A 23,585-nucleotide genomic window follows, 5' to 3' on the forward strand; every position below is an offset into this window, starting at 1 on the left:
CACTATCTCGATCCGACTCAATTCAGGGTTTAGCCTTGTCTCATGGCACATTCCCTGGAGGTTCCCGTGGACGGCTCATCGTCCGCCGCGCCGGCGGTTGTCGTGGATCGGCGCATTCGTCATGGCACGCCAGCGTTTCGGCGCACCAACCTGGCGTTGTTCTCGTCGGGCTTCGCGACGTTCGGTCTGCTGTATTGCGTGCAGCCGTTGCTGCCGGCGTTCTCGCGCGCCTTCGCGCTCGACGCGGCATCCAGCAGCCTGTCGCTATCGCTGACGACCGGCGTGCTCGCTGTCTCGATGCTCTTCGCCGGTGCGATCTCCGACGTCTTCGGACGCAAACCGATCATGCTGGCTTCGCTGCTCGGCTCATCGCTGCTCGTGCTGCTCAGTGCGATGGCGCCGACCTGGGGCACCTTCCTCGTGCTGAGGGCGCTCCTGGGCATCACGCTCGCGGGTTTGCCCGCTGTGGCGATGACCTACGTGAGTGAAGAGATCCACGGCGACTCGCTGGGTTTCGCCATGGGCCTGTACATCGGCGGTAACGCCATCGGCGGCATGGGCGGCCGGTTGATCTCCGGCTTCGCGGCGGATCACGCCTCATGGCGCGTGGCCGTGGCGATCATCGGAGCGATGGGGTTGATCGCCGCCGTACTGGTTGCCCGCGGTCTTCCTGCTTCAGCGCATTTCGAAAAGTGTCGCTCGCATCCACGCGCGCTACTTGCCTCGTTCGGTTCGCTATGGCGCGACAAGGGACTGCCTTGGCTGTTCGCCGAAGGCTTCCTGCTAATGGGAGCCTTCGTCACCATCTACAACTACGTCGCGTATCGCCTGCTGGCGCCGCCGTTCTCGCTTTCGCAATCGCACGTCGGCGCCGTGTTCATGGTCTACGTGGTCGGCGTGGCGAGTTCGGCATGGATGGGCAAGGTGGCGGACAAGCTGGGTCGTCCCCGCGTGCTCTGGACCACCTTCGTGATCATGCTGGCAGGCGTCGTGCTGACGGCGAGCTCGTCACTGTGGGCGATCGTGGCCGGCATTGCGATGATGACCTTCGGTTTCTTCGGCGGTCATTCGATTGCAAGCGGTTGGGTCGGCAAGCGCGCGACGTTCGCACGCGCGCATGCCTCGTCGTTCTACCTTTTTTCGTATTACATGGGTTCGAGCATCGCCGGATCGATCGGCGGCCTGGCCTGGACTTACGCAGGTTGGAACGGCGTGGCGACGTATGTCGCGCTGCTCGTCCTCGCAGGCCTCGCAATCGCTCTGAAGCTGCGCAGGCTCACGCCTTCAGCATCAACTGCATGAAGGCCTTCACCAGCGGCGACGAATCGCTTTGGCGGTGCACGAGATAGAGAGCACTGGCCGCATCCGGCGAATCGATGGGTACGTAGGCAACACCTTCGACATGCACCTGACTCATCGACGCCGGAAGTACGGCGACGCCGAGCCCGGCAGCAACCAGACCGACCATCGTGGCCGATTCACCGGCTTCCTGCGCAACGCGAGGCGAGAAACCCGCGCGACGACACATCGCCTGTACCTGCGCGGCAACGCCCGTCCCGGCGTTTCGACTGAACACCACGAACGGCTCCGCGGCGAGTTGCTCCACACGCACGCGTGGCTTGCGGCCCTTTGCCAGCGGATGGTCTACACGCAGCACGGCAACGAGCGGATCCTCGACCAGCTTGCGTGCCGTCAGCGACGGCGGTAGGTCGGTGCCGCGAATCAGCCCCACCTGCTGACTGCCGTCGAGCAGCCGCTCGATCTGCTGCAGCGTGTTGTGTTCCTTCAGCACCAACCGCACGGCCGGGTAGGCTTCGCGAAAAGCGCGAACGGCCCGCGGAAACCGCGCAATCAATGGCGTGCTCTGCGTGAACCCGACATGCAGTTCGCCAATCTCCCCGCGTTCCGCGCGGCGAGCGAGGTCGCCGGCTTCGCCGACGCGAGAAAGGATGTCCCGGGCAGCATCGAGGTAAACGCGTCCCGCGTCGGTCAGCTCCACGCGCCGATTGGTCCGCCGCAGCAACCTCAAGCCGAGCATGCCTTCGAGGTCGCGAATCTGCTGACTCAACGGCGGCTGGGAAATACCCAGCCGTTCGGCAGCACGACTGAAGTGCAGCTCATCGGCTACGGCGATGAAGTAACGCAGATGCCGTAGCTCGATGCTCACCTGATCAGTCGGGACGAACGCGGATCAGGCCTTCCTGCGCCGTCGAGGCGACGAGACGGCCGTCACGTGTGTAGATCATGCCGCGTGCGAGGCCGCGTGCACCCTGCGAGGTCGGGCTGTCGAACGAGTACAGCAGCCACTCGTCGATCCGGAACGGCCGGTGGAACCACAGGGCGTGATCCAGGCTGGCCATCTGCATGTTGCGGGTGAGATAGGAGATGCCGTGGGGCAGGGTGGCCGTGCCGATCAGGTGGAAATCGGAGGCATAGGCGAGCAGGGCCTGGTGCAGAGCCAGGGTGTCTTCGATCGGCGCGGTGAGCCGGAACCAGATGTGCTGGTAAGGCGGACGCTTGGCCGGACGCAGTTCGTCGCGTGGCCACACATGGCGAAACTCGAACGGGCCGTTGATGCCGAGCCAGCGCTGAGTCTTCTCCGGCAGCTTGGCGACCTGCTCCGCGTTCATCGCGTGCATCGGCTCGATGTCTTCCGGCGCCGGCACTTCCGGCATCGTCATCTGGTGCTCGTAGCCGGTCTCCGGCTCCTGGAACGAGATGGAACCGTTGAGGATGGGCTGGCCGTGCTGGATGGCGACCACGCGGCGTGAGGAGAACGCGCCGCCGTCGCGCGTACGCTCCACGTTGTAGACGATCGGCGCATTGATGTCGCCGGCGCGCAGGAAATAAGCGTGCAGCGAGTGCGCTTCACGCTTGGGATCCACGGTGCGTTGTGCCGCCGACAGGGCCTGGCCGAGCACCTGGCCGCCGAAGACGAAGCGTGTGCCGATGTCCCGACTCTGGCCGCGGAAGAGGTTGTCTTCCAGGCGTTCGAGTTCGAGGAGTTCGACGAGTTCGCCGACGTGAGCGTCCGACATGGGTTTCCTTTCTGACCGTGGAGCGAATGAGCGCCGAGTATAGCGGGCGTCAGCCGTCGAGCCGGCCCAGGCGCCCGGCGTCATAAGCACGAACCCAGGGAAACTGCGGACCGGGATCGCGCTTGCGTGGGACCTCGTTCTCGGGATCGTCGCTGGACGGGACCATGGCGGTGTCCAGGTCTTCGTGGCCGGCGATGTGCCGGAGCGAAGGAAAGCGTTCGACCAGGTGGTCGAGCAGGGCGCGCAGGGCGGTGATCTGCGCCTCCGGGTACGGCTCGGTCATGGTCTGCTTCGCCGAATGGAACCAGTCCGGGTAACGCCCGGTGTTGACCAGTTCGATGCCGATGGAGCGCGGGTTGTAGCCGCGGGTGTGATGGGCGACGCGCAGGGGGTCCACGTAGCAGAGCACCGTGCCGTCCCGATCGAGGTAGTAATGGCCGCTATTGCCGGCCCCGGTGTCGTACAGCACCTTCTCGCCGTACTCCCGGGCCATGGCCAGGTCGGGCAGCTCGGTGCAGTGGATGACCACGAGGTCGATGGTGTCCGCGGCCCGTTCGGGCAGGCGGGCGACATAGGGCAGGGGGGTGTCGAGAATGTCGATCATGGCGCTTTGATAACATAGCCGGTCATTCCGCGTCCGGAGACCGCCATGCGCGGCCACATCATTCTTTCCCACGGCTCCGATTCGGGCCCCGACGCCACCAAGGTGAGCGTCCTGGCGGCCCTGGCCGAGTCGCAGGGCTGGACCACGGTCCGCCCGGATTACCGGGAGGACGACGCCCGCGGCCATGCCGGCAGCATCGATCCGCGCCTGGCCCGGCTGACCGGGGCCATCGCGGCCTCGCCGACACCGCCGGTCCTGGTCGGCTCGAGCATGGGCGCCTTCGTCTCCGGGCTGGCCTCGCTGGACGTTCCCGTGGCGGGCATCTTCCTGCTGGCCCTGCCGACGAAGATCCCGGGCTATCCGAGGGAGTTCGCCCTGAGGGCCGCTGTACCGACCTTCCTCGTCCATGGCTATGCCGACGACGTCTGCCCCCTGGACGAGGCACTGGCTTTCGCCCGTGACCACGCCATTCCCGCCCTGCTCGTGCAGGACGACCACCGCCTAGGCGCCACCTTGCCCGACATCGAAGCCGAGTTCCTTCGCTTCCTGGGGAACCTCGCATGACCAAGACCAAGTTCTTTGCCACCTGCCCGAAAGGCCTCGAGTACCTGCTCAAGGACGAACTGATCGCCATCGGCGCCGGTGACGTTCGCGAGGCACTCGCCGGTGTCGCCTTCACCGGTTCGATCGAGACCGCTTACCGCGCCTGCCTCTGGTCGCGCATGGCCAGCCGGATCCTCTTGCCGCTGTCGGAGTTCGACGCCGCCGATCCGGATCAGCTCTATGCAGGCATCCAGGACATCGACTGGTCCGAGCACCTGGCGCCGCACGGCACGCTGGCCGTGGACGCCAATACGGCGATGAGCAAGCTCACCCACAGCCAGTTCATCGCGCTGAAGACCAAGGACGCGATCGTCGACCAGTACCGGGCCGCGACCGGTTCGCGCCCGGATGTCGATCCGGAAGAGCCGGACCTACGCATCAACGTCCGCGTGAGGCGTGACCGCGCCACGCTGTCGATCGATCTCTCTGGCCTGCCGTTGCACCGCCGTAACTGGCGCGAGGAGCAGGGCGAGGCACCGCTGAAGGAAAACCTCGCCGCGGCGATGCTGGTGCGCGCGCAGTGGCCTCGCATCTATGCCGAAGGCGGCGCGCTGGTCGACCCCATGTGCGGTTCGGGCACCCTGCTGATCGAAGGCGCGCTGATGGCCGCCGACGTGGCACCCGGCCTGAAGCGCGACTACTACGGCTTCCTCGGCTGGGCCAAGCACGATTATTCCCTGTGGCGCTCGATTTACGACGAGGCCAGGGCCCGCGCCGACGAAGGCTTGCGGAACCAGCGTCCGGTGTTCTTCGGCAGCGACTCCGATCCGCACATGGTGCAGACCACCAAGCGCAATGCGCAGAACGCGGGCGTAGCCGGCTTCTTCCACCTGGACCGCCGCGACGCCGTCCACGTCGAACCGCCGCCGGAGACGCCGCTCGGCCTCGTCATCACCAATCCGCCGTATGGCGAGCGTCTGGGCGACCGCGCCGAACTGCCGGCCCTCTATCGCGACCTCGGCCAGGCCCTGAAGGACCGCTTCGCAGGCTGGCGCGCCGCCGTGCTGGCCGGCGACGAAGAACTGGGCCGTGCCCTGCGCCTCAGCCCGGACAAGCGCTACGTGCTGTTCAACGGCGCTCTCGAGACACCGCTGCTCACCTTCGCCCTGCGCGCGCGTGACGAGGCGCCCCGCGAGGCCAAGCCGCTGTCCGACGGCGCGCAGATGCTGAAGAACCGGCTGGACAAGAATGTCCGCCACCTGCGCAAGCGTCTGAGCCGCGAGGGCATCACCTGCTGGCGCGCCTACGACCAGGACCTCCCCGAATACGCCGCCGCCATCGACGTCTACGAAAACTGGCTGCACATCCAGGAATACAAGGCGCCGCTGGATGTGCCGGTGGACGTCGCGCGCATCCGCATGCGCGAGATCGTCCGCGTGGCCAGTGAAGTGCTCGAGATCCCGCGCGACCGGATCGCCGTGAAGACGCGCGAGCGGGGCAAGGGTGGCTCCAAGTACGGGCAGTTCGACCAGAAGGGCGAGTTCATCGAGGTGAACGAAGGGGGCCTGAAGTTCCTGATCAACCCCACCGATTATCTCGATACCGGCTTGTTCATCGATCACCGCCTGGTCCGCGCCAGGATCCGGGAACTTGCCGCCGGCAAGCATTTCCTCAACCTGTTCGCCTATACGGGTACGGCCAGCGTCTATGCCGCGGCCGGCGACGCGCGCGACACCACCACGGTGGACCTCTCGGGGACCTACCTCGATTGGGCCTCGCGCAACCTCGACCTGAACGGCTATAGCGGTGCCCGCCACCGGCTCGTCCAGGAAGATGCCCTGACCTTCCTCGAAAAGCGCTCCATGATGTACGGCCTGATCTATGTCGATCCGCCGACCTTCTCCAACTCGAAGAAGGCCGACGACTTTGACGTCCAGCGCGACCACGTGAAGCTGTTGCTGGCCTGCAACGAACGCCTCCTGCCGGACGGCGTGATCGTTTTCTCCAACAACTTCCGTCGTTTCCAGCTTGATCGGGAGGCTTTGGAGCCCCATTTCCAGATTGAAGACTGGAGTGCACCGAGCATCCCGTTCGACTTCGCCCGCCGCCACAACATCCATGGCTGCTGGCTGCTTCGGAAGCCGTTCGTGAACCCGTGGAAAACGTGAACGGGCCGTGGAAAAAACTTCAGTCCGGATTCAGTGGCCGAGCGCGAATCTGCGCTCAACACCCGGAGGTAATTGTCATGAAAGCTAAGTTCGCTAAGTCCGCCCTTCTTCTCGCCGCCGCGGGTCTGATGGCGTTCGCACCTGCTGCGTTCGCACGTGGGTATGGCTACGGCGGTGGCTACCATGGCGGTTACGGCGGCTACCACGGCGGCTACGGCTACCATGGCGGCGGTTACTACGGCCGCGGTCACTACGATCACGCCGGTCGCTGGATCGCCGGTGCCATCGTGGCCGGTGCGGTCGTCGGCCTCGTTGCCAATGCCTCGCAGCCGCGCACGGTCGTCTATGACGACGGCCCGGCTTACTACAGCCGTCCGGCCACCGTCGTCTACCAGGACGCCCCGGTCGTTACCCGTCGCGTGACCACCACCACCTACGTGGACGACGGTTACAGCACCACGCGCTATGTGCGTGACGACGGGTATTGATCGTCGCTGAGCAGGTAAGTGGTTGAAACAGGAAGCCCGGCTTATAGCCGGGCTTCTTTTTGTGCGGGCTGGCCCGCTGCCGCGGGATCGCCGATGAATCGGCTCCTACAGAGGGGGATAGGCTCTGGCTTATGGCTTTGAGCCGCTGGTGCCGGCACCGGAGCCGCTGAGCTTCGCGTTCTTGGACATGGCCTTGTAGGTGTCCTTGTCGATCGTGCTTACCGACTGGATGTCACACGGCGGGTCGCCGTTGATACGCAGCACCTTCTCAGTGGGGGTGCCACAGATGCGAAACCCGCCAATGGCCTTGTTGCTCTCGGCGGTCTTGAAGCGGACACCCCCGCCCAGCCCTATGCGCGGGCACGCCACGTTCGTCTTGACCAGGAAGTGATCGGGGCCGGTCGCGACAACGACGGTCTGATCGTCGATCACCTTCCAGTCGGTGATCCTGTCGGTCCGCATGCAGTCGTTGAACTCGAGGGGTTTGGTGGCGGGGGCGGCGCCGGGCGCGGGCGCCTGGTCGGCGGCGTGGGCGGCCACGGTGAGGAGCAGGGAAGCGACAAACAGGTGACGGACTTTCATGGCCGGGCACTCCTTCGTATGAATCTGCACGTTAAGCCCGTTTGTGCCCCGAAACGAGAGAAAAGGCGGCGTCGGTAGATCTGCCGTTAAGGCGGCGGTCGGGTCCGCTCACGTTCGTTGAACAGTTCCGCTGGCAAGGTTTCCGTAATGACTGACGAGTCCGTCGGCAGTGCAGGAAAACCCACTTTATGACCGTCCGACCGCTTGGCATCGACCCGAACCCGCCGGCCAGCGCGGACCTCGCCCAACGCTTCCTCAGCATCCGCCACCGTACGGCGGAGCTGGCGTCGCGCCTGAAGGCCGAGGATACCGTGGTGCAGTCCATGTCGGACGCCAGTCCGACGAAGTGGCACCTCGCGCACACCACCTGGTTCTTCGAGCAGTTCATCCTGTCGCGCGACCCCGCCTACGTGTCGCCGAACCCGGAGTGGCACTTCCTGTTCAACTCGTACTACCAGTCGGTCGGGCCGATGCACGCGCGCCCGAAGCGCGGCCTGCTCACGCGGCCTGCACTGGATGAGGTTCGGGACTATCGATGTCGCGTGGACGACGCGATCGTCACGTTAATCGCGCGTGGTGACGATGCCACCTTGCCGACACTGGTCGAGTTGGGCGTTCAGCACGAGCAGCAGCACCAGGAGCTCCTGCTCACCGATATCAAGCATGCGTTTGCGCAGAACCCGCTGGAGCCCGCGTTTGCGCCGGATGCGCCTCGGTCGCTGTCCGTCGCTGCGCCCGTCCTGGCCTTCGTACCGTTCGACGAAGGTATCGTCGAGATCGGGTACGGCGGGGAGGGCTTCTCGTTCGACAATGAAGGTCCGCGTCATCGGACCTACCGACAGGCCGGATCGCTGGCCAATCGTCCGGCCACCAATGCGGAGTTCGCGGCCTTCATCCGCGATGGGGGCTACCGCCAGCCCACGCTATGGCTGGCCGACGGTTGGGCCACGGTCCAGGCAGAACAGTGGCAGCGGCCCTTGTACTGGGACGAGGCCCTGGAGACCGAATTCACCCTGCAGGGGCGCCGTGCGATCGACCCGCATGCCCCCGTGTGTCACATCAGCTATTTCGAAGCCGACGCCTTCGCGCGGTGGGCTGGCGCGCGCCTTCCCACCGAAGTCGAGTGGGAAACCATGGCGGCGGCCTTACCCCTGCGCGGGAACCTTCAGGATAGCGGGGAGTTCCAACCCCGTGCCTGCTCGTTCGAGACCCCGCTCGGGCAGATGTATGGCGACGTTTGGGAATGGACAATGAGCCCATATGTCAGTTACCCGGGTTACCGGACATTGGCCGGAGCCCTTGGCGAATACAACGGCAAGTTCATGAACGGGCAATGGATCCTCCGCGGAGGTTCCTGCGCTACGCCCGCCGATCACGTTCGTGCGACTTACCGGAACTTCTTTCCTCCCCATGCCCGTTGGCAGTTTTCGGGGATACGACTGGGAAACGATCGATGAGCGCTCAACCGAAAGACATCCGCGTCGACGACCGCCATCCGGATGTCGAGGACACGCTGCACACCGTTCGCCGTGGGCTCGCTTTGAAGGCGAAGAAACTTCCGTCGCGACTGTTTTACGATGAACGCGGCTCCGCCCTTTTCGAGGCGATCTGCGAGCAGCCCGAGTACTACCTCACGCGTACCGAGATCGCGATCATGCGCGATCACGCGGGTGACATTGCCGACACGCTTGGGCCCGACGTGCGTCTGGTCGAGTACGGCAGTGGCAGCGGCATCAAGACGCGCATGCTTCTTGAGCACCTGGTGACACCCGTGGCCTATGTGCCAGTGGAAATCTCGCGTTCGGCGTTGATGGAAAGCGTTGCCGAGCTGGCTACGCGTTTTCCCGATGTCCCGATGCAGCCGGTGTGCGCGGACTTCACCCAGCCCCTTCGTCTTCCGGTCGCTTCACGCTCACCGCGACGCACGGCCATCTATTTTCCGGGCTCGACGATCGGCAACTTCGAGTCGAAAGAGGCGATCCGCATCCTTCGACTGATGCGCACGGAGATGAGCGACGGTGGTGGCATCATCATCGGCGTGGATCTCAAGAAGGATCCGGCGGAGATCGAAGCCGCCTACAACGATGCGGCGGGCGTCACGAACGACTTTACGCTCAATATGCTGGTTCGCCTCAATCGCGAGATCGGTACGGACTTTGACGTGAGCGCGTTCCGTCATCGTGCCCGTTACAACGTGCTTGCCGGGCGCATCGAAACCGCCCTGGTGAGCACCAAGCGGCAGGACGTGCACGTCGGTCACGACACGTTTGCCTTCCGCGAAGACGAAGCCATGCACGTCGAATACAGCTGCAAGTATTCGCTCGAGGACTTCGCGCAGCTGGCAGCCAAGGCGGGGCTCAGCGTGGCGAAGGTCTGGATGGACGAGGATCACCGCTTCAGTGTGCAGTACCTCGTGCGTTCGACACCCGTGGCCTGAGTGCCGTTGCTCTTTGTAGGAGCCGATTCATCGGCGAAAACCCGGTCGCGATAACCACCATCGTTTCGCTGCGCCGGGATCGCCGATGAATCGGCTCCTACCGAGCAAATGCTGGTTAGCTCGGGCGGCGGGCGCCTAGCGATACCAGCGTTTCCTGCGCCGTCCGGATGCGCTCGGCGGAGCCGGGTAGCTCCAGGATCACGCGAAGCTTGTCCTGGCCATCCATCTTGAAGATGCGTGGCTGGGTCTGGATGAGCTTGATCAGGGCGACGGGATCGATGTCCGGCTTGTCGCGGAAGGTGATGCGGCCGCCACTGGCGCCGAAGTCCACCTTGCGAATACCGAGCGGCGTGGCCATGAGCTTCAGCTGGGCAACGGCGAACAGGCACTTGGTCTGGTCTGGTAGCAGACCGAAACGGTCGATCATTTCCACCTGCAACTCGCGCAAGCCTTCGTCGTTGCGCGCGCTGGCGATGCGCTTGTACAGGGTCAGGCGCGCGTGCACGTCCGGCAGGTAGTCGTTCGGGATCAGGGCGGGCAGGTGCAGTTCCACCTCGGTCTCGTGTTCGGAAGTGAGGTCGAAGTCGGGCACCTTGCCGGATTTCAGGGCGCGGACCGCGCGATCGAGCAGCTCAGTGTAAAGCCCGAAGCCGATTTCCTGGATCTGGCCGGACTGTTCGTCGCCCAGCATTTCGCCGGCGCCGCGGATTTCGAGGTCGTGCGTGGCGAGGGTGAAGCCCGCGCCCAGTTCTTCCAACGAGGCCAGCGCTTCGAGGCGCTTCTCGGCATCGGCCGTCATGGCCTTGCGGTCCGGCACGATGAGGTAGGCGTAGGCGCGATGATGCGAGCGACCGACGCGGCCACGCAGCTGGTGCAACTGCGCCAGGCCGAAGCGATCCGCGCGGTTGACCACGATGGTATTCGCCGTCGGAATGTCGATGCCCGATTCGATGATCGTCGTCGAGACGAGCACGTTGAAACGCTGGCGATGGAAATCCGCCATGACCTGTTCCAGCTCGCGCTCCGGCATCTGGCCGTGGGCGACGCGGATGCGCGCCTCCGGCACCAGTTCGCCGAGTTCGCGCGCGATGCGCTCGATCGACTCCACTTCGTTGTGCAGGAAGTACACCTGACCACCACGCGCCAACTCACGTTGAATCGCTTCGCGGATAAGGGCGGGCTGGTAGGTCGAGATCAGCGTACGTACGGCGGTACGGTGCGCGGGCGGCGTGGCGATGATGGACAGATCGCGCAGGCCGCTCATCGCCATGTTCAGCGTGCGCGGGATGGGCGTTGCCGTCAGCGTGAGGAGGTCGACTTCGGCACGCAGCTTTTTCAGCTGTTCCTTCTGGCGCACACCGAAACGCTGTTCTTCGTCGACGATGACCAGGCCGAGGTTCTTGAAGCGAATGTCGGCCTGCAGCAGCTTGTGCGTGCCGACCATGACGTCGATCTGACCGTCGGCAAGGCGTTCCAGCGCGGCGTCGGTTTCTTTCTTCGATTTGAAACGCGAGACCACGTCCACGCGTACCGGCCAGTCGGCGAAGCGGTCGGCGAAGTTGCGGTAGTGCTGCTGGGCGAGCAGGGTGGTGGGCACGAGCACGGCGACCTGCTTGCCGGCGGTAGCCGCTGCGAACGCGGCGCGCAGGGCGACTTCCGTCTTGCCGAAGCCCACATCGCCGCAGACCACGCGATCCATCGCGCGAGGCGCGGCGAGATCGGTGATGACGGCGTCGATCGCCGCCTGCTGGTCGGCGGTCTCTTCGAAGGGGAAGGTGGCACCGAATTCCTCGAGCATCTGGCGGTCGATCGACAGCGCTTCGCCCTGGCGGGCTTCGCGCTGTGCGTAGATCGCGAGCAGCTCGGCGGCGACGTCGCGGACCTTCTCGGCGGCCTTCTTGCGCGCACGTTCCCAGGCGTCGCCGCCCAGCGAATGCAGCGGCGCCAGTTCCGGGGCGGTGCCGGTGTAACGGCTGACCAGGCCAAGCTGCGCCACGGGCACGTAGAGCTTGTCGCCCTTGGTGTATTCGATGGTGAGGAACTCGCCGGGCATGTCGCCAACGTCCAGCGACACCAGGCCCTGGTAGCGGCCGACACCGTGGTCGATATGCACGATGGGCGAGCCGATGGAAAGCTCGGTCAGGTCCTTGATGATGCTTTCGGGGTCGCGCGCGGCACCCACGCGCTTCTTACGGTCGGTGCGCACGCGCTCGCCGAAGAGTTCGCGCTCGGTGAGCACCGTGAGCGCCGGCTTCGTCAGGGCAAAGCCCTGCTCGAGCGAAGCGACGGTAATCGCGAAACGCTCGTCTTTGGCGAGGAAATCTTTCCAGCCGTCCACGTTGACGGGCTTCATGCCGCCCGCGCCGGCGAGCTGCTCGATGAGCGCTTCGCGACGGCCGGCCGAGTCGGCGGCGATCAGCACGCTGCCCTTGTAGCTGGCGAGGAAGTGGCGCAACGAGGTGCCGGGTTCTTCGCCTTTGCGGTTGAGCGGTACTTCCGGGGCCGGCATCGTGCCGAGGTCGACGGCGTGCTCCTGTCCCTTCGGCACGACATCGATGCGGACCTGCTTGTTCAGGCGCTCGCGCAGGTGTTCCGGGGGCAGATAGATCTCGGCGGGCGGCAGCACCGGGCGCTCGATATCGTGTGCGCGCTGGTCGTAGCGCTCGGATGTCTGCGTCCAGAATTGCTCGGCCGCGTCGAGTACCCCGTCACCGAGGACGAAGAGAGCGTCGCCGGAGATGTAATCGAACAGCGTTTCCGTCACCGGGAAGAACAGCGGCAGGTAGTACTCGATGCCGCCGGGCGTCACGCCTTCCTTCATGTCCTGGTAGAGGTTGCACCGGCGTATGTCGATGGGAAAGCGCTCGCGCAGGTTGGCGCGGAAGTTCTTCGCGGCCTCCTCGGTCACCGGGAATTCGCGCGCGGGGAGCAGGTCGACACTATCGACCTGCTGTTGGGAGCGCTGGGTCTCGGTGTCGAAGGTGCGGATCGATTCGACTTCGTCGTCGAACAGCTCGACGCGGTAGGGCTCGTTCGCGCCCATGGCGAAGATGTCGATCAGTGCGCCGCGCACGGCGAAATCGCCCGGCTCGCCCACCTGGGGGACGTTACGGTAGCCGGCGGCTTCCAGGCGGCGCTGCTCGGCGCCGATGTCGAGCTTCTGACCCTTGCGCAGGACCAGGCCCGAGCCGGTGATGTGGGTGCGCGGCGCAATGCGCTGCATCAACGTTGCCACCGGCACCACCAGCACGCCGCGCTTGATGCTCGGCAGGCGGTAGAGCGTGGCGATGCGCTGGGAGACGACTTCCGGGTGAGGGCTGAAGACGTCGTAGGGCAGGGTTTCCCAGTCCGGGAAGTGCAGCACGGGCAGCTCGCCGGCGAACACGGCCAGCTCGCTTTCCAGGTTGTCCGCACTGCGCGTGTCACGGGCGACCACGACCAGCAGGCCGTCGTGCGCCCGGGCCGCTTCGGCCACCTCGAGCGCCCATGAGGAGCCATGGGGCACGGCCCAGTAGCGGCGGGTCTTGGCGTTGGGAGGGAGCGGCGGGCGGGGAAGCGCTACAGGCATGAAGTCGGCTTGTCAGCTGCGGGCAAGCCGATGATTGTACTACCCGGGGGCGAAGGGGTTGTGTGGGCTCAGTCGGCGATGTCCGGCTCGAAGAAGCTCCAGCGTACGTCCTTGAATTCCGCCTTGAAGTCGGCCTCGACGATGTTGATCGCCTCGATCATGGCCTTCGCCGTGGGCGCGGGAGCCATTTTGGCCTTGGTAGCCACCATGACATCCGTACCCATCTGCAGGGTCAGCAGGTTGTAGACCGAGTCGATTTCGGGGCGTGCGGTGAGGAAGGCGATCATCTCGGCCCGGCGCTTGGGCTCGACACCCTGGCCGATCAGCAGGGCTTTCACCTCGCGGGCCACGGCAACGGCCACGACGATAAGCAGCACGCCAATGGCGATGGTGCCGATGGCGTCGTAGACCAGGTTACCCGTGAGAATGGTCGCCACCACGGCCAGCATCGCCAGGCACAGGCCGATCAGGGCCGCGAGGTCTTCACCGAAGATCACCAGCAGCTCGCTGGCGCGGGTCTCACGGAACCACTGCCACAGGCCGCGTCCTTCGCGGGCCTTGTTCACTTCCTGCATGCAGCCATGCATGGAAATGCCCTCGGTGACGATGGAGAAGGCGAGCACGCCAACGGCGAGCCAGGGCCACTTCAGCGGTTCGGGGTTCGTCAGCTTATGCACGCCCTCGTACAGCGAGAACATACCGCCGACGCTGAACAGCAGGATCGCGACGAGGAAGGACCAGAAGTACAGCGCGCGGCCCCAACCCAGCGGATAGTCCGGCGAGGGCGGCCGCTTGGCCTGCTTCATGCCGAGCAGGAGCAGCCCCTGGTTGCCGCAGTCGGCCGCCGAATGGACCGCTTCCGCCAGCATGGCGCCGGATCCGGTGAACAGGGCGGCGACCAGTTTGGCGATGAAGATGGCGAAGTTGGCTCCGAGCGCGAGAAAAATGGCGCGCTTCGAATCGGCGTGTCCCGACATGGTTGCTACTGCCCTTCAGAAGGAAGCCGCCGGCCATCATGGCTGGCGGTACGCGGCAGATACTAACGCACTGGAACGCTCTGTTGACCGCGATCGCGCTGGTCACGTGCACAGCGCCGAGCGGCGCATTCGCCAAGCGCATCGACGTTGAAGTCGGGGATGACTGCTAAATGGTTCGTTTTCCAGCTCATGATATGAACTCCTCAAAAATGGACTGACAGGAAATCACGCATCGAACCGATAGAGATCGGCGTCGACGTCTTCCACACGCCATGGGTTCCGACACGCCAGTTCGACGTGATGAGCACGCCCACGACGAGGCGCTTGCTCCCGTCGCCGACTCGCGGCTTCGCCGGAACCCATCCCTGCACCTGACGATTTTGTTGCACGACATGGGTTTTTCGAACGAGAGGCAGTTCCAGCGGGCGTTCCATGAACATCTGGGGATGTCGCCGTCCCGCTGGCGTCGTGCCCACGTCATGCCGTGACCAGATCGGCCAGGGTTTTACGCACTCCTGTTTAGGCACGACAAAACAGGGGATCGCCATGTTTCGTATTTCTTCAATATCCGCGCGGTTGCGCGGCAGACTGGCCGTGGGCTTGCTGGGTACCGCCGCGGTCCTCACCCCGCTGCAGGCTATCGCGTCCACGGGCTGCCAGGTACTCGACGGGCTGTCCGGCACGATAAGCACGTCCCAGACCTTCACCCTTAATCCCTCGCAGGCCGTTAACTTCAATGTCGGCGACACGATTGGCCTCACTACCGTTGCGAACCAGGAAGGGTTGCTCATTCAGCTGGATGCAGTAGGTGGCGCAGGCTCCGTCGTCCAGCGCGTTGAAACCACCTCCCAGTCGTCCAGTGACGTGTTTTCGCAAGCGATCACGGCTGGCCCATCGACGCTTATCCTCCGGACTAATGGCGCTTTCCCCGGAACCGTCATCAACTACAGCATCCAGTGCCAGTCGGCCCGACCGGCGGTGACCGGGCTGGCGCCATCGGCGGGCCCTGCAGGTACCGTCGTCGACATCACGGGTTCGGCTTTCCTGGGGACCACGGCAGTGAGTTTCGGTGGCAGTCCGGCCGTGAGCTTCACGGTAAGCAGCGATACCCACATTTCTGCTGTCGCACCTCCCGGTACGGACACGGTGTCCGTCGCGGTGACGACCGACGCCGGTCAGGCCACAGGCGGAGCCTTCCTTTATGCTTTCCTGCCGGATGCGCCGACGATCGGCACAGCGGTCGCCGCGCCGGAACGGGCAGTGGTGTCATTCACGCCCGGGGGCAACGGCGGCGCACCGGTCGGGCGCTACACCGTCACCTCGTCGCCCGGAGGCATCACGGCGTCCGGTGGGGGCAGCCCAATCACCGTGAGCGGACTGACGGATGGCATCGCCTATACCTTCACCGTGGCGGCCACCAACCCCGTGGGTACCGGTTCGCCATCGGCATCTTCCAACAGCGTGACACCCATCGCGTTGCCGACGGCCCGTGACGTTTCGTTGCATACCGACTACGGCGTGGCGACCCGCATCGACCTCGGCAGCGTGACCAACGGGACGGGAATTACATCCGTCGCGGTCGCTACGCCCCCGGCTCACGGTACGGCTGCTGTCTCCGGAACCGTCGTCACCTACACGCCGGCCACCGGCTTCCAGAATGCCGCGGATAGTTTCACTTACACCACGCGAAACACCGCGGGCGATTCGGCGCCTGGCAAGGTGATCATTGCCGTGGGCACGATTCCGCTTCCCGTGGCATCGGCTGTCGCCGTGAGCACACCGTATGCCACGGCAGTTTCGATCGACCTGGCTGCGCATATCGACGGTGCCGGTGTGACCGGCGTGGCGGTCGTGACGCCGCCTGTGCATGGGCAGATCAGTATTTCCGGACAGACGGTGACCTATACGCCGGTGTCTACGTTTTATGGCGGCAGCGACAGTTTCCGCTACACGGCGCGCAATGCGGGCGGCGATTCCGTGGCGGCCAGCGTGACAATCCAGGTGCTTCCCGCGGCGACGCCTTCCACGCAGGCGTTGTCGGTGGTTACCTCGGCCGGTACGCCGGTCACCATCACGCCGCCGGCGGATAGTACGGGCGCGCAGGCGTGGACGAGCATCGGCCTGGCGACGGCGCCGTCTCACGGAAGGGCTTCCACACAGGGCAAGACCCTTGTCTACGTGCCGGCCGATGGCTTCACGGGCACCGATACATTCACTTATCAGTTGAATAATGCGTTCGGGGCGTCGGCGCCGGCGGCAGTCACGGTGATCGTGACGCGGACAGGCGGTACGGCGGAACGCAGTCGCACGGTCACCGTGATGCCGGGCGCACCGGTCGCAGTAGATCTGGCTGACCTTGCTCCAGGTGGTGTTGCACGCGCGCATCTCGTCGGCTTGTCGCCGGCGAGCGCGGGGCAGGCGTCGCTTACTTCCCAGGGCATGCTTGATTTCACATCGACATCTTCATTTCATGGGCTGGTTCAGATCAGTGCCATGGTGGTGACCGCCGGTGGTGACACGGTGCCGGTCAGCGTGCTCGTCCTGGTGAGTACCCAGCCCGATCCGTCAAAGAACGCGGACGCCCTCGGCCTTGTCAATGCGCAGGTCTCGCAGGCGCTACGTTTCGCCGAAGGGCAGCTCGACAACATCCGCGGTCGTCTGGAAAGCCTGCACGATCATCTGTCTGACACGCCTTCCTTCAGCAACGGCCTCTCGTTGAACGTGAATGGCCGTCCCTTGCCGGCACAGGGCAATCGTGGCGACGCAAGGACCGACGGTGGTATTCACACGTGGGTGGCTGGCGAGGCGCAATTCGGCAGCATCGACGCGTATCGGCAGGCGGCGAGTGTCGATAGCAACGCGATGTCCGTCAGCGCGGGCGCGGATGTACGAGTCGCCGATCGCGCCTTGCTGGGCATGACCCTCGGCTACAGCCACGACAACAGCGACATCGGCAGCGCCGATACCCGAAGCATCGGCAAGGGCTACAGCACGGCGCTTTACGGCAGCGTGCAGCCCGGCGAACGGTCGTACGTCGACGCTGTGCTGGGCGGGGGTGGTCTGCGTTTTGCCACCCGGCGTACGGATCCCGATGGCGGGCCGTCGCTTACGGGAAGCCGTAACGGTCAGCAATGGTTCGGGTCGCTTACGGCAGGCCTCGAATTCCGGGCGGCGCGCTGGGTATGGTCGCCCTATGGTCGGGCGGCATGGTCGTTGTCGTCGTTGAACGGCTTTGCCGAAAACGGGGCCGCCTCCAGTGCACTCGCCTATGGTCGCCAGACGGTGCGTAGCTCGGTCGCATCGGTCGGTGTGCGGGTCAATGGCGACATCGACCTGGGCTGGGCTAGCCTGGCCCCCCGGGCCCGACTGGAAGCGGGTCATGATTTCCAGGATGGAAGCCGGACCACGCTTGCTTACGCGCAGGTACCGTCGGCCGGCAGCTGGGATATCGTCGGTAGTCCGTACGGCAGGAACGGAAATCGCGTGCAGTTGGGTCTTGGCCTGGACCTTCGCCTCGCTGGTGGATGGTTACTAGGCGGCGGATACGACTATCTCAGGCAACCGGGTGCACACGACCAGATGATCCGCTTCAGCGTCAACAAACCGTTCTGACCTTTATGCCAGCAGTTCCCGTTGGAGCCACGCGCGCGCCATGCGCCATTCGCGCTGCACGGTTGCCGGCGAGATGCCGAGGCTCGCGCCGATATCGGCGGCGTTCATGCCGACGAAGAAGCGCAGCGTGACGATTTGCGCCTGGCGAGGGTCGAGCCGCTCGAGTCTTTCCAGGCTTTCGGACAACGCCATGGGATCGACGTCCTCACTGATGGACGCGGCGATTTCGGTCAGCTGCAGGCGATCGACGTCCTGCGGTCGCTTCGCCGCCTGACGACGGCGCGCCGCGTCGATGAGTACCTCGCGCATGGCACGCGCGGCCACCCCAAGAAGGTGGCCGCGATCGTCCCAGTCGGGGCTTTCAGGTACACAGAACACCTTGAGGTACGCCTCGTTGACCAAGGCGGTGGCACTCAAGGTGCGCTCGCTGCGGTTCTGCCGCAGCTTGCCCATGGCCAGCGCGTGCAAGGCGTTGTACATCTCCCGCAGCGCGCGATCGAGCGCTTGCGCATCGCCCGCCCGCGCGCGCTGCAGCCAAAGGGTAACGTCATGGTCCTTCATGGCGATGGTTCCCTTTGCGCGATATCCGTCGCTGGTGGCGGGCAAGCGGGGGAGGGTAACACCCGGTCCCCGGCCGGGGCGGCTTGCTGCCAGGCGACAAGCAGTTCGCGGCTGAGCAGATCGCAGCGAACGCGCCTGCCCGAAGCGGTGGCATAGGCTGCGGCGGCCACACGTTGCGCGCCGATGCGATCACCTTGCGCGGAGCGCAGGCGCGCTTCGAGCAAGCGGGCACGCAGTGCCGCGGTACTGTGAGCGTCAACCTTCAGTTTCACATTGACCTCGTCGAAGCGACGCAAGGTTTCGCTTGCCAGCGCATACTGGCGTTGCGCCATTTGCAGCGCCCCATTGCCCTCGAGCAAGGCCGTCCATGCGTCCGGTGTCACCTCGGGGGAAGGAAGTGCGGGCATGCGCGCATAGATCGCTTCCGCGTCGGCCAGTCGGCCGTCATGTAGCGCCACGGTGCCAAGCGTATTCAGCGCTTCAACGAGATTGGCCACCGACCACGGCGACTTTTCGTTCGCCTGCGCGATGAACGATTCGAGTTTCGGCTCGAGCAACGATTGAGCATCGTGGTAACGCCCCAGCTCGAGGTACTCATTGGCCAGAAACACCAGTACGCCCTGTTGGAAATCCGTTCGTGGCGTACTTTCGGCGACCGAAGAAGCGTACGTCTGTTGCAGCATGTCCGCTGCACGCGCGTGCTCCCCCATACCAGCCAGGGTCTGGGCGAGGTAGCCCTGCAACGTCGACATGCCGGCACCCGACACGCCGAGCATCCGCGTGCGTTCGGCGATGAGGTGCTCGTATATCGCGACGGCCTGCTCCGGGGCGCTGGCAGACGTCGCCAGTGCGAGGATGAAGTCCGCATGCAGGCGTTCGGGATCGTCGTTTCCGTAAACGCTGTCGGAAAGCGCGGAGGCGCGTTTGCCGATGCTCACGGCGAGTTCGTTCTGCCCAGCCTGGCTCAAGGCGAGCTCCCAGGTCGTCAGGGCCTGCACCTGCGCGATCGGCAGGGCGGGTTGCTCGCGATCAAGTTCGGCGACAAGGAGTCCAAGCTGTGCGGCGAGGACTGGGGCCGACGCTTCCCCGGCATTGAGTTGTTGTAGCAGGAGATGAGTGCGCAGGCTGAACCACTCTTCCCGTGGCACGCCGCTTGCCTCGGCATACAGGGCGAGGGCCTTCCGGTCAGCAGCTACGGCGCCCGCGGGGTCGGTCTGAATGCCGTAAGCGCGTCCGAGCGCGTTCCAGGCGCGTGCACGCTCGATGGCACCCAAGCCGCTGGTGGCCTGAAGTTCCAAGACCTGTTTCAACAAGGGAATCGCGCGCGCCCCCTGGTCTAATGCGTTATAGCTTTGCGCGATGGATAGCAGGAGTGCGGCCCTCACTTCCGGAGTCAGGCGTGGGTCGTCGCTGGCCTGCCGCGCGCCCCGGTCGAGCATGTCGCGCACGCGCAGATTTTCACCTTGCGCGTGTCCGGGATCAGCGTGCTCGAAGAGGTCGCTCATGAACCCTGCCACCGCCTGTGTCTTGTCGCGTTCGCGCTGGACGCGTTGCAACTGCATGAGCAACGTCATGACAAATGCCGCCACCAGCACGGTCAACAGCGAAGCGACGCCCATCGCGATACGGTGGCGACGGGCGAACAGTCGTACTCGGTACCAGCGTCGGCCCTGTCTCGCCAGCACGGGACGTGCTGCCAGGTAGCGACGCAGATCCTGGGCCATCGAGGTGACGCTGGCGTAGCGATGCGCCGGATCGACACGCAGCGCCTTCATGACGATGGCATCGACGTCGGCAGGCACGACGCCGGGTGTATGTCGGCTTGGCGCGGTCAGGCCGCCCTCGACGATCGCCTTCGACAGGTCGATCGGGGATTGCACGGTATCGACATCGAAGGGGCGCCTGCCGCAGGCGAGTTGATAGAGCACGACGCCGAGAGACCATACGTCCGTACGTACGTCGAGCGGCTGGCCACTGACCTGTTCCGGACTCGCGTAGGCCAGGGTCAGCGCGCGGTGAATCGTACCGGTGCGTGCCTCGGTCATTTCTCCGGTGGCGTCGAGGAGTCGCGAAATACCGAAATCCAGAAGTTTTGGCTCGCCCTGCGCGGTGACCAGGATATTCGCGGGTTTGATATCCCTGTGGATTACCAGCTTTCCATGGGCGTATTGAACCGCGTCGCACACTTTCAGGAACACTTCGATGCGCTCTCGCAACGACAGGTCATGCCTCTGGCACCAGTGGTCGATACGTTCGCCCTCGACGTATTCCATGGCCAGGTAGGGCGTGTTACCTGCCGTGCGGCCTGCATCGAGCAAATGGGCAATGTACGGATGATTCAGCGTGGCCAGAATGCGGCGCTCTTCGGCGAAGCGTCGATGGGCCTCGCTTCCTTCGAAGCCGGCGAAGCGCAATAACTTCAAGGCCACGCGCTGCCGCCACTCAGCGCTAGATCCCGCGTCGACCGTGCGTTCTGCGAGATACACCATGCCCATGCCGCCTTCGCCCAGTAAATGGTCGATTCGGTAGCCGCTGGGCAGCGCGGCGGTCAGGTTTGCGCCGTCTTCCGGCATGGCCGTTGGCAGGGCCGGGTAGGGGTGCCCGGTCTCCTCCGCGGCGCCGAGTGTCCAGCGGACTTCGGAAAGTAGTGTTTCGTCGCCCGCGCACGCCGAGGCGACATACGATTCACGCTCGTCGATGGGCAATTCCAGCGCGACGAGGGCGACGGATTTCGCGCGCAGGTACAGCTGGCCACGATCCTCCGACAACGCTTGCTCCCCTGTGCGGCTCGACCGGCCGTCGGGAGAGTATAAGCTGGCGTTACCTTATGACGCCGACCCCGAGGCCAAAGCTCACGTTCGGGTGGCCGCCGGACATTTCCTTGGCCGTCCATACGTGGGACTGGTTCACCGTGACGAGCGGGAAGGTGTAGTTGGCCTGGCCCACGTTGCTGGCGCGCGTACCGTTGATACGCCCCGACACGGTGACGAGGCGGCCGGCCGGATAGTCGAGGCTTTCGACATACCCAGGCATGGCTGCAATGAAGCGACCGTTACCGGTGTCGTTGGATTGCGGACGCTGCGAGCCGTCGAGCGGATAGGCCAGGATCTCGATTTCGCTGTGATCGGCGAAGTTACTCACCTTCACGATGCGACCGCCCCAGATCACGTCGGACGTGCCGTAGCGTTCCGGTTCGCGTGCCACCTGGGCGGGTGGCACGGCGACGTTGTTCGCCGTGGGCTTGTAGATAGGCGCAGGTGCACAGCCGGCGAGGGCCAGCGTGAGCAGGGCGGCAGGGACAGCTAGACGGACGACGGTCGGGCGCATGAGTCAGCTCCTGGCAGGTAGCTGAACTTTAGCGCCGACGGACTGAACGGGGTGAGTGCGGAGCGTGGGGAGGTTCTTCATCCTTCCCTTCCTCGACCAGCCAGGTCAGCCGGTATTCGGACTCGCCCGGCTTGCCGAGCAGTTTCGGTAGCAGGCGCAGCGAATCGCGGATCGTTTCATCCAGTTTCCACGGCGCATTCACGATAGCGATGCCGGTGCCATTGAGCGTCAGCGGCGAGTTGTCCGGTCGCAGCAGTAACTCGGCGACGAGAACGCGCTTTGCACCACACTTGGTCAGCCAGCGGTGGAACGGCTGGACATGGCTGCGGACCTTGATCGGATACCAGACGGCATACATACCGGTCGGCCACTTTTCGAGCGCAGCCTTGAGGGTTTTCTCAATGATGCGGAATTCCGCTTCCTGGGCTTCGAAGGGCGGGTCGATCAGCACGAGGCCGCGCTTTTCCTTCGGCGGGACGAAGGCCTTCAGGGCCTCGTAGCCGTCGCGCTCATGCACGTGGATGCGTTTGTCGTGATGGAACAGCTGGCGCAGGGCGCTGGATTCGTCGTTGCGCGTGTCGACCATCTGGGCGGTGTCGGTGTCGCGCATGAGGTGCGCAGCGAACCAGGGCGAGCCCGGGTAATAGCGCAGCGAGTCGTCACCCGGATTGCACGCGCGCACGATTTCCAGCCATTTCCACAGCAGCGGCGGCAGGCCGCTGGCGGTTTTGAGGATGTTGACGCCTTCGTCGGCTTCACCGGTCTTGCGTGCCTCATTGCCGCGAAGGTCGTAGCGGCCGCTGCCGGCGTGAGTGTCGATGTAGCAGAACGGCGAGGCCTTCTGCTTCAGCGAGTCGATCAAGGCCACGAGCACCATGTGCTTGAGGACATCGGCAAAGTTGCCGGCATGGTACGCGTGGCGATAATTCATCCCGCCAGTATAGCGGGGCCCGCCCTGTGGAGCCTGCTTCTTATGGGAGCCGCTCAGTACGCGAAGGTCACCCGCTTCTTCGCCGCGTCACCCTTCTCGATCCGGTCCAGCACGCCGATCGCGAAATCCGCGATCGAAATCCGGCTATGGCCTTCCGCATTCACCAGCAACTGCTCGCCGCCGAAGCGGAAACTGCCCTTGCGCTCGCCCGGTGCAATCTCGGCGGCGGGGCTTATATAGGTCCAGTCGATAGGGGCTTTGCTGGCGCGGAAGACGGCCAACGCTTCGATCTGTGCATTGGCCGAGGCCTTCCAGGCTTCCGGAAAGCCTGGATCGTCGATGACGCGCACACCGGGGGCGGTTTCCAGGCTACCGGCACCACCCACCCAGGCGAAGCGACGTACGCCGGCCCTCGACAGGGCGTCCAGCAGTAGCGCGGCCTGACGGGGCACATTGGCCGGGTCGGCGTGGTCGTTGAGGCTGGCGATGGCGGCATCGTTGCCGGGCAGGACGCTGGCATACGAGGACGGCTGGGCGACATCGCCCTTCACCACGGTCAGGGCGTCATGCTTCGTGGCGAGCTTCGCCGGGTCACGAACCACGGCGGTGACCTCGTGGCCCCGGTCGAGGGCCTCGTCGAGGATGACGCTGCCAAGGTTGCCGGTGGCGCCGAACAGGACGATCTTCATGGGCGGTAGGCCTGCTGCAGGGAAAGGATGAGGCAGAGGATGCGCCTAAGATCGTTCCGG

General features: G+C 64.8%; 19 protein-coding genes. 8 read left to right on the plus strand and 11 right to left on the minus strand.

Annotated elements, in window-relative coordinates; all coding sequences use genetic code 11:
* Positions 1 to 42 precede the first annotated feature (42 nt).
* Positions 43 to 1,302 (plus strand): MFS transporter, encoded by a 1,260-nt coding sequence (locus HB634_RS06580; protein ID WP_213948005.1) that lies wholly within the window; start codon positions 43 to 45, stop codon positions 1,300 to 1,302.
* On the opposite strand, the gene HB634_RS06585 is transcribed toward HB634_RS06580, so the two are convergent.
* Genes HB634_RS06585 through HB634_RS06595 form a run of 3 tightly spaced genes read right to left on the minus strand, consistent with a single transcriptional unit; the run spans position 1,277 to position 3,642 of the window.
* Positions 1,277 to 2,167 carry a LysR substrate-binding domain-containing protein gene (locus HB634_RS06585; protein ID WP_213948006.1) on the minus strand — a complete coding sequence of 297 codons (891 nt, stop codon included), beginning with the start codon at positions 2,165 to 2,167 and terminating at the stop codon, positions 1,277 to 1,279. The genes HB634_RS06580 and HB634_RS06585 overlap by 26 nt on opposite strands.
* A 4-nt stretch (positions 2,168 to 2,171) precedes the next feature.
* Positions 2,172 to 3,038: an acyl-CoA thioesterase II gene (tesB, locus tag HB634_RS06590; protein ID WP_063572567.1), complete on the minus strand. Its 867-nt coding sequence runs from the start codon at positions 3,036 to 3,038 to the stop codon at positions 2,172 to 2,174.
* A gap of 49 nt (positions 3,039 to 3,087) precedes the next feature.
* The gene (locus HB634_RS06595; RefSeq protein WP_063572568.1) at positions 3,088 to 3,642 is read right to left on the minus strand and encodes an N-acetylmuramoyl-L-alanine amidase; all 555 of its coding nucleotides are present in this window, start codon (positions 3,640 to 3,642) and stop codon (positions 3,088 to 3,090) included.
* A 45-nt stretch (positions 3,643 to 3,687) separates the two neighbouring features.
* On the opposite strand from HB634_RS06595, the gene HB634_RS06600 reads away from it, so the two are divergent.
* The 3 genes from HB634_RS06600 (at position 3,688) to HB634_RS06610 (ending at position 6,841) form a co-directional block, all read left to right on the plus strand.
* Positions 3,688 to 4,206: an alpha/beta fold hydrolase gene (locus tag HB634_RS06600; RefSeq protein ID WP_063572569.1), complete on the plus strand. Its 519-nt coding sequence runs from the start codon at positions 3,688 to 3,690 to the stop codon at positions 4,204 to 4,206.
* The gene (rlmKL, locus tag HB634_RS06605; RefSeq protein WP_213948007.1) at positions 4,203 to 6,353 is read left to right on the plus strand and encodes a bifunctional 23S rRNA (guanine(2069)-N(7))-methyltransferase RlmK/23S rRNA (guanine(2445)-N(2))-methyltransferase RlmL; all 2,151 of its coding nucleotides are present in this window, start codon (positions 4,203 to 4,205) and stop codon (positions 6,351 to 6,353) included. The genes HB634_RS06600 and rlmKL overlap by 4 nt, the downstream gene beginning before the upstream one ends.
* A gap of 77 nt (positions 6,354 to 6,430) precedes the next feature.
* Positions 6,431 to 6,841, plus strand: coding sequence for a hypothetical protein (locus HB634_RS06610; RefSeq protein ID WP_213948008.1), 411 nt, complete (start codon positions 6,431 to 6,433; stop codon positions 6,839 to 6,841).
* Positions 6,842 to 6,970: 129 nt separating this feature from the next.
* Here the strand turns inward: HB634_RS06610 and HB634_RS06615 are convergent, their stop codons facing one another.
* Complete coding sequence (locus HB634_RS06615) at positions 6,971 to 7,423, minus strand: DUF6491 family protein (RefSeq protein ID WP_213948009.1); 453 nt, start codon at positions 7,421 to 7,423, stop codon at positions 6,971 to 6,973.
* Between the two features lie 188 nt (positions 7,424 to 7,611).
* On the opposite strand from HB634_RS06615, the gene egtB reads away from it, so the two are divergent.
* Together egtB and egtD are read left to right on the plus strand one after the other, a co-directional pair.
* The gene (gene egtB / locus HB634_RS06620) at positions 7,612 to 8,880 is read left to right on the plus strand and encodes an ergothioneine biosynthesis protein EgtB (RefSeq protein WP_213948010.1); all 1,269 of its coding nucleotides are present in this window, start codon (positions 7,612 to 7,614) and stop codon (positions 8,878 to 8,880) included.
* Positions 8,877 to 9,860 carry an L-histidine N(alpha)-methyltransferase gene (gene egtD, locus HB634_RS06625; RefSeq protein ID WP_063573925.1) on the plus strand — a complete coding sequence of 328 codons (984 nt, stop codon included), beginning with the start codon at positions 8,877 to 8,879 and terminating at the stop codon, positions 9,858 to 9,860. Before egtB ends, egtD begins: the two co-directional genes overlap by 4 nt.
* 115 nt (positions 9,861 to 9,975) lie before the next feature.
* Here the strand turns inward: egtD and mfd are convergent, their stop codons facing one another.
* Together mfd and HB634_RS06635 are read right to left on the minus strand one after the other, a co-directional pair.
* Entirely contained in the window at positions 9,976 to 13,428 is a 3,453-nt protein-coding gene (gene mfd, locus HB634_RS06630) for a transcription-repair coupling factor (protein WP_213948011.1), read from the minus strand.
* Between the two features lie 68 nt (positions 13,429 to 13,496).
* Positions 13,497 to 14,405: a cation diffusion facilitator family transporter gene (locus HB634_RS06635; protein ID WP_063572342.1), complete on the minus strand. Its 909-nt coding sequence runs from the start codon at positions 14,403 to 14,405 to the stop codon at positions 13,497 to 13,499.
* A 392-nt stretch (positions 14,406 to 14,797) separates the two neighbouring features.
* Here HB634_RS06635 and HB634_RS22830 point away from each other — a divergent pair, with 392 nt between their 5' ends.
* Positions 14,798 to 14,893, plus strand: a complete 96-nt coding sequence (locus HB634_RS22830; protein ID WP_255548430.1) for an AraC family transcriptional regulator — start codon at positions 14,798 to 14,800, stop codon at positions 14,891 to 14,893.
* A 58-nt stretch (positions 14,894 to 14,951) separates the two neighbouring features.
* Complete coding sequence (locus HB634_RS06645; protein ID WP_213948013.1) at positions 14,952 to 18,017, plus strand: autotransporter domain-containing protein; 3,066 nt, start codon at positions 14,952 to 14,954, stop codon at positions 18,015 to 18,017.
* A gap of 3 nt (positions 18,018 to 18,020) precedes the next feature.
* Here the strand turns inward: HB634_RS06645 and HB634_RS06650 are convergent, their stop codons facing one another.
* The 5 genes from HB634_RS06650 to HB634_RS06670 are packed head-to-tail and all read right to left on the minus strand — an operon-like array spanning position 18,021 to position 23,525.
* Positions 18,021 to 18,578, minus strand: a complete 558-nt coding sequence (locus HB634_RS06650; RefSeq protein WP_213948014.1) for an ECF-type sigma factor — start codon at positions 18,576 to 18,578, stop codon at positions 18,021 to 18,023.
* Positions 18,575 to 21,346, minus strand: a complete 2,772-nt coding sequence (locus HB634_RS06655) for a serine/threonine-protein kinase (protein ID WP_213948015.1) — start codon at positions 21,344 to 21,346, stop codon at positions 18,575 to 18,577. Before HB634_RS06655 ends, HB634_RS06650 begins: the two co-directional genes overlap by 4 nt.
* A gap of 52 nt (positions 21,347 to 21,398) precedes the next feature.
* Positions 21,399 to 21,905 (minus strand): Slp family lipoprotein, encoded by a 507-nt coding sequence (locus HB634_RS06660; RefSeq protein WP_213948016.1) that lies wholly within the window; start codon positions 21,903 to 21,905, stop codon positions 21,399 to 21,401.
* A 28-nt stretch (positions 21,906 to 21,933) separates the two neighbouring features.
* Positions 21,934 to 22,836 carry a 23S rRNA (adenine(2030)-N(6))-methyltransferase RlmJ gene (rlmJ, locus tag HB634_RS06665; protein WP_213948017.1) on the minus strand — a complete coding sequence of 301 codons (903 nt, stop codon included), beginning with the start codon at positions 22,834 to 22,836 and terminating at the stop codon, positions 21,934 to 21,936.
* A gap of 53 nt (positions 22,837 to 22,889) precedes the next feature.
* Positions 22,890 to 23,525, minus strand: a complete 636-nt coding sequence (locus HB634_RS06670) for an NAD(P)H-binding protein (RefSeq protein WP_213948018.1) — start codon at positions 23,523 to 23,525, stop codon at positions 22,890 to 22,892.
* Positions 23,526 to 23,585: the final 60 nt, after the last annotated feature.

Origin of the sequence: Luteibacter sp. dw_328 (genome assembly GCF_018449605.1) — a bacterium.
GTDB lineage: Bacteria > Pseudomonadota > Gammaproteobacteria > Xanthomonadales > Rhodanobacteraceae > Luteibacter.